The sequence below is a fragment of the Pseudomonas sp. Sample_9 genome, from assembly GCF_004307535.1.
Lineage (GTDB): Bacteria > Pseudomonadota > Gammaproteobacteria > Pseudomonadales > Pseudomonadaceae > Aquipseudomonas > Aquipseudomonas mercuritolerans.
Window position 1 is genome coordinate 64,905 of record NZ_RAZO01000306.1, and the last position, 6,508, is coordinate 71,412.

Annotated in this window: 7 protein-coding genes; all 7 read right to left on the reverse strand. The window is 59.4% G+C overall.

The window, feature by feature from the left end; translation table 11 throughout:
- Nucleotides 1–42: 42 nt before the first annotated feature.
- Nucleotides 43–633 carry an RNA polymerase sigma factor SigX gene (gene sigX, locus D6877_RS17145; RefSeq protein ID WP_016773832.1) on the reverse strand — a complete coding sequence of 197 codons (591 nt, stop codon included), beginning with the start codon at nucleotides 631–633 and terminating at the stop codon, nucleotides 43–45.
- A gap of 90 nt (nucleotides 634–723) precedes the next feature.
- Nucleotides 724–1,548 (reverse strand): mechanosensitive ion channel domain-containing protein, encoded by an 825-nt coding sequence (locus D6877_RS17150; RefSeq protein ID WP_016773831.1) that lies wholly within the window; start codon nucleotides 1,546–1,548, stop codon nucleotides 724–726.
- 2 nt (nucleotides 1,549–1,550) lie between these two features.
- On the reverse strand, nucleotides 1,551–1,799 hold the full coding sequence (locus tag D6877_RS17155; protein ID WP_003223293.1) for a hypothetical protein: 249 nt from the start codon (nucleotides 1,797–1,799) through the stop codon (nucleotides 1,551–1,553).
- 63 nt (nucleotides 1,800–1,862) lie between these two features.
- Nucleotides 1,863–2,858, reverse strand: a complete 996-nt coding sequence (locus tag D6877_RS17160) for a zinc transporter ZntB (protein ID WP_130911546.1) — start codon at nucleotides 2,856–2,858, stop codon at nucleotides 1,863–1,865.
- A 21-nt stretch (nucleotides 2,859–2,879) separates the two neighbouring features.
- Nucleotides 2,880–3,371 (reverse strand): ribonuclease E activity regulator RraA, encoded by a 492-nt coding sequence (gene rraA, locus D6877_RS17165; protein ID WP_016773829.1) that lies wholly within the window; start codon nucleotides 3,369–3,371, stop codon nucleotides 2,880–2,882.
- A 211-nt stretch (nucleotides 3,372–3,582) separates the two neighbouring features.
- A complete protein-coding gene (locus tag D6877_RS17170; RefSeq protein ID WP_130911547.1) occupies nucleotides 3,583–4,572 on the reverse strand; it encodes an alpha/beta fold hydrolase in 990 nt (329 codons plus the stop codon).
- A gap of 98 nt (nucleotides 4,573–4,670) precedes the next feature.
- The coding region (gene ppsA, locus D6877_RS17175; protein ID WP_130911548.1) for a phosphoenolpyruvate synthase at nucleotides 4,671–6,508 on the reverse strand (1,838 nt) is incomplete at its 5' end.

Below are 6,508 nucleotides of genomic sequence, written 5' to 3' on the forward strand. Positions count from 1 at the left end.
TCTATCAGAACTTGCCTACACGTAAGAGATATTTGCGCTGAACTAAGTTTCAGCAATGCCTGCAAATTTCTCACGCAATTTATCTAGAGCGCGTTTGTAACGCATTTTTGTCGCACTCAAACCCATGTGCATGATGTCTGCGATCTCCTGAAACTCCAGCTCTGCGACAAATCGTAGCACCAGAATTTCGCGGTCAATCGGATTCACATACACCAGCCAGCGATCAAGCCCACCCTTCTCCTCCGGCTTCGGCGCCTTTTCTTCAGACGCTTCTTCAAGAGGGTCCAGACTGAGAGCGTCCATCAAGCGACGCTTACGCCGTTCCTTCCGATACTGCGTGATGCATTCGTTGTAAGTGATGCTGTAAAGCCAGGTTTTGAACTTCGATTTCCCCTCGAAGTTCTTCAGGCCGTACAGCACCTTCAGCATCACTTCCTGACAGACATCGTCTGCGTCGCGATCGTTCCCAAGATATCTCGCGCAGACGTTAAATAATGTTCGCTGGTAACGCCGCATCAACTCTTCGTAGGCGCGCGTTACGTGAAACAGCTCGGTATGCGAGCGCGCGACCAACTCCTCATCAGAGAGCTCGCGGGGGTCGTAGCGCGTGGATAGCGGTTGGGCTTTATTCAAAACAAGTCGTGCCGACAGTCAGGTCAATGTCCGCCACAACCAGCCTCGGCTGGCATTTTGCGGCGGCATACATTAGCAGGGTTTGCCGGTTTAGCGGCTACTCACATGCTGTTCCAGCAGGATCCGATTGGAGAGAGAGACTAGCTCACCCTCATCGGTCAGCAATGTGGTTTTAACCGTGCCGATCTCTTCGATCTGGCCTTCGACCTCGCCAACACGCACTTGTTGCCCAACCTCATACAGCTCACGCACATAGATTCCCGCAAGAATCTGACCGGCGATTTCCCGGCTTCCCAAACCCATGGCCAGCGCAACTGCCAGACCAACGGTAATCAATACGATAACAATCACATGGTTCAGCAGGTCAGTCTTGACCTCGAGCTGGCTGATCGCCACCGAGATGCTGATGATGATCACCAGCCCCTGAGCGATCCGCCCCAACCCGGAAGCGTAGTCCAGGCCTACGCCTTCTGCTGCGCCGCGCACCAACCCGTTGGCCAGTTGCGCCAGCAGGACACCGACCAGCAGCACCAGCGCGGCGCCGAAAACCTTTGGCAGATACAACGCCAGCATGTCCAGCGTAGCTGAAACTCGCTCAAGGCCAAGGGATTCTGCCGCAGAAACCAGGAAAATCAGCAGAACGAACCAGTAAACGATTTTACCAATCAGCGTCGAGATCGGCACTTGCAGCCCGGCGCGCGACATCAGCTTGGTCAGCCCGGTGCCGCCCATCAGGCGATCGAGGCCCAGTTTTGCGAGCAATTTGGAGAGCAAGGTGTCGAGCAGCTTGGCCACGACGAAACCCAACAGCAGCACAACCAGTGCGCCGAACAGGTTCGGAATGAAGTTAGCGACTTTGGTCCACAACGCAGTCATTGCAGTGACGAGGCTCTGAGTCCAGAGATCAAGTTCCATATTCAATCAGCCTTATCAGCAGTGCGAGCAGTGGTTTTACGAAGACGGGAAACCGGCGAGACATGCGCCGAGCCATTGTTCAGGGCGATCATCAGCGCGGGCAGCCAGCGGCCCAGCAGGCTGAACAGATCACCGGCGCCGACCTGGCGGTTGGCGGTTTTGAGTACGCGGCCCAGGCACGCATCGTCGTCGCGGCTGGACGGCGAAGCGTTGAGCATGTCGCGCAAAGACTGTTCAAACGGATCGTGCATACGCACCTCTCGTGATGTCTGTGAAAGACGCGGGCAGATTTGCTCGGGTCACATGCGCCATGTTCACACCCAGCGCAATCGACGGAACAACCACCACTGGCCGAATGCCAGGGCGAGCACCGTCAGACAGGCGATCAGGAAGCCATACGGGCTTTCGGCGAACGGAATACCGCCGACATTTATCCCGAGCAGACCGGTGATGAAACTCATCGGCAAAAAGATGCAGGTAATGATGCCGAAGCGGTACATGGTGCGGTTCATGTGCACGCTCAAACGCCGGTCTTCGGCCTCCAGCACAAGCCCCACGCGCTCTCGGGTCAATTCGAGCTCTTCCAGATAACGGGTCAGGCTGTTGTTCAATTCGTTCCAGTAGTCGGCGTCGTCTTCGACGAACCACGGCAGTTTGATCCGCGTCAGCTGTCCGAAAATGTCCCGCTGCGGCGCTAGAAAACGCTTCAGCCCGGCCGCTCTGCGGCGGATGTGCAAAATGGCCCCATGCTCGGGGGTATACCGTTCGTCGGCGTCGAGCTTTTCTTCTTCCTCATCGACCACTTCCGACAGGCATGTGACCAGATCCTGCACTTTATTGGTGAGGAACTGCGCCAGATACAGCATCAATTCCGAGGAAGTTCTCGGCCCTTTGCCCTCACCCAGCAGCGCCAGCAACTCATCCGTAGCCCGCAACGGACGCAAGCGCAGGGAAATCACTCGCTGAGCGGCGGCGAAAATCCGCACCGAGACCATATCTTCCGGCTCGGCCCCGGGGTTGAGATTGACCCCGCGCAGAAACAGCAGCAGCTCGGAGTCGGGCAATGGCAAAAGACGCGGGCGGGTATTCTCTTCCAGCAACAGATCGCAGGTGAATTCATTGAGCCCGCTGGATTTGCGCAGCCAGGTACGGGTCTGCGGATGGCTGCGATCCCAGTGCAGCCACAGGCTTTCATGGGCCTGCAGCTGCAGATCGTCGAGCTCAGTCCGGGCTATCGAACGCGCACCGCCCTTGCCGTCCAGCACCAGGGCATGCACCAGCCCCCATTGCGCGTTTTCTTCCTCGAACATCCGCATCCCTTGTCGAAAAGCTTATTCAGGCATTTTCAGCGGGCTCGGCGACACGATCACGCCGTTGTTGTCCGCATAAATGTATTGGCCTGGGTGGAACGTCACGCCGGCGAAAGTCACCGGAACGTTGAGGTCGCCGATGCCGCGCTTGTCGGTTTTCATCGGGTGGCTGGCCAGCGCCTGCACGCCGAGATCGGTCTGGGCGATGACGTCGACGTCACGGATGCAACCGTAGATCACCAGCCCTTCCCAACCGTTCTGCGCGGCCTTGGCGGCGATCATGTCGCCCAGCAGGGCGCGGCGCAGCGAACCGCCGCCATCAACCACCAGCACTTTGCCTTTGCCGTTGAGTTCGGCCTGCTCCTTGACCAGCGAATTGTCTTCGAAGCATTTGATGGTCACGATTTCGCCGCCGAAGGAATCCCGGCCGCCGAAATTGCTGAACATCGGTTCCAGCACCTGCACCAGCTCCGGGTAGGCGTCGCACAGGTCAGGCGTAAGGTAATGTTCCATCGAAAAACTCCTGTAACAAGGAAGACGATCAAGGGATGCCGCATTCTGATGAGACGAGTTCCGGCGGTCGCTGTTTACCTTAGTCCATGCCATGGTCGCTGAGCGAACCTGAACCGCGGCTGAAACGTTATCGCTAAACAGTCACGAAATATGACCGGAACCGCACAATGCGTCATATCTTAGCCGCAAGCCAGGCTGAACGGAACGCCCCTCACACTGCAGCGGCCAGATCCGTCGTCTGCGCCAGCAATGGCGTCTGCTGATCGTTCAACCAGCGCGCCACCAGCGGCCATACCTCCGCCTGCGCTGCTTTGCTCACCAACATTTCGACATGACCGAAATTATCCGAGAAGCCCTGCTCGCGCCCCAGATTGATGAACTGCTTGTGCTCGGAGCCGATCTGCTCGAACAGCTTGCGGCAGGCCCACGCCGGATCCTGATGATCGCCCGCTGCGGTCACGGCCAGCACCGGCAGCTGAACCTCGGCAAGTCCGGCCCACCAGTCCTTGTCCTTGTCGCCGAAGCGACCGAACAAGCCGTACCAGCGCATGCTTTCGATGGCCAGGCCGATCGGCTCGTCTTCCGGACCGCGTTTGAGGCGTGAGCCGGACAGCTGCGCGAACCGCTTGAGAATGAAGCGCCCGCCCCACTCCACCGGTGGAATCTTCAGTGGCCAATAGGTACGGCTGACCTGGGCGCCGAAAAACGCCGCCGAGGCCACGGCCGGTTCGCCGAGGTATTCGCCACCGAGTGCCGCCGCCAGGGTAATGCCGCCGAGCGAATGGCCGATCCAGTGCGGGATCTGTCCACTTTGCTCACGCACGAACGCGGCAATCGCCGGCAGATCGTAACGGGCGTAGTCGGCCACGCGGTTGCGCCGATAGTCTTCGTTGCGCTGGGACAAGCCGTGACCACGCATTTCCGGGATCCACACGTCGAAGCCCAGCCGCGTCAGATACGCGCCGAGCCCGAGGCCTTTGGGGGAAAACCAGAAGCGCCGATTGGAAAAGCTGCCGTGCAACAGAATCACCGGCACGCCGCGTGGCGCTGTGTCATCGGCCATGCCCAGGCGGGTGACGGCGATCTCCACGGACCAGTCCGGGCTGTTGCCGGGTTTCAATCGATAGACGTCTTCGCTCAGATCGCCGCGCCGCTCGGCGCTGATCAGCGCGACAGGAAACAGGTTGCTGCTGCTTTGCATAATGCTCTTGCACAAAAAAGGGCGGCATCCGCTGGAGCCCGCCCTACTTAAATCTCAAGGCCCGCTCCCACATGGGGTGCGGGCCAATTACATACTGATCAAGCCTGACCTTCGGCGAGGAAGAACCAGGTTTCCAGCACGGTGTCCGGGTTCAGCGACACGCTTTCGATGCCCTGTTCCATCAGCCACTTGGCCAGATCCGGGTGGTCGGAAGGACCCTGACCGCAGATGCCGATGTACTTGCCGGCCTTGTTGCAGGCCTGAATGGCGTTGGCCAACAGCTTCTTCACCGCTGGATTACGCTCGTCGAACAAGTGCGCGATGATCCCGGAGTCACGGTCCAGACCCAGCGTCAGTTGGGTCAGGTCGTTGGAGCCGATCGAGAAGCCGTCGAAGAATTCGAGGAATTCCTCAGCGAGAATCGCGTTGGATGGCAGCTCGCACATCATGATCACGCGCAGACCGTTCTCGCCGCGCTTCAAGCCGTTCTCGGCGAGCAGATCGACCACCTGGCTGGCTTCGCCGAGAGTACGGACGAACGGCACCATGATTTCAACGTTGGTCAGGCCCATCTCGTTGCGCACACGTTTCAGCGCGCGGCATTCGAGTTCGAAGCAGTCGCGGAACGATTCGCTGATGTAACGCGAAGCGCCACGGAAGCCCAGCATCGGGTTCTCTTCTTCCGGCTCGTAGAGCTTGCCGCCGATCAGGTTGGCGTATTCGTTGGACTTGAAGTCCGACAGACGCACGATGACTTTTTTCGGCGTGAACGCCGCCGCCAGGGTGCTGATGCCTTCCACCAGTTTGTCGACGTAGAAGTCGACCGGGTCGCTGTAACCGGCAATACGCTTGTCGACGCTGTCCTTGATTTCCTGCGGCAGGCCGTCGTAGTTCAACAGCGCTTTCGGGTGCACGCCGATCATGCGGTTGATGATGAATTCCAGACGCGCCAGACCAACGCCGGCGTTCGGCAGTTGCGCGAAGTCGAAGGCGCGGTCCGGGTTGCCGACGTTCATCATGATCTTGAACGGCAGCTCCGGCATGGCGTCGACGGAGTTCTTCTTGATGTCGAAGCCCAGTTCGCCTTCGAAGATGTAACCGGTGTCGCCTTCGGCGCAGGACACGGTCACGCCCTGGCCATCCTTCAGCAGCTGGGTGGCGTTGCCGCAACCGACCACCGCTGGAATACCCAGCTCACGGGCGATGATCGCCGCGTGGCAGGTACGCCCGCCACGGTTGGTGACGATGGCGCTGGCGCGCTTCATCACCGGTTCCCAGTCCGGGTCGGTCATGTCGGAAACCAGCACGTCGCCCGGCTGCACTTTGTCCATTTCCGAGACGTCTTTGATGATCCGTACTTTGCCGGCGCCGATGCGCTGGCCGATCGCCCGACCTTCCACCAGCACGGTGCCGGTTTCTTTCAGCAGGTAACGTTCCATGACGTTGGCCTGGGTGCGGCTTTTCACGGTTTCCGGACGCGCTTGCACGATGTACAGCTTGCCGTCGTCACCGTCCTTGGCCCATTCGATGTCCATCGGGCAGCCGTAGTGCTTCTCGATGATCATCGCCTGCTTGGCCAGCTCACTGACTTCGGCGTCGGTCAGGCAGAAACGCGCACGTTCGGCCTTGTCGACATCGACAGTCTTGACCGAACGACCGGCCTTGGCCTCGTCGCCGTAGATCATCTTGATGGCTTTGCTGCCCAGGTTGCGGCGCAGGATGGCCGGACGACCGGCCTCCAGCGTGCCTTTGTGGACGTAGAACTCATCCGGGTTGACCGCGCCTTGTACGACGGTTTCGCCCAGGCCGTAAGCGCCGGTAATGAACACCACGTCACGGAAACCCGATTCGGTGTCAAGGGTGAACATCACGCCGGCGGTACCGGTTTCCGAACGCACCATGCGCTGCACGCCAGCCGACAGGGCGACCAGTTTGT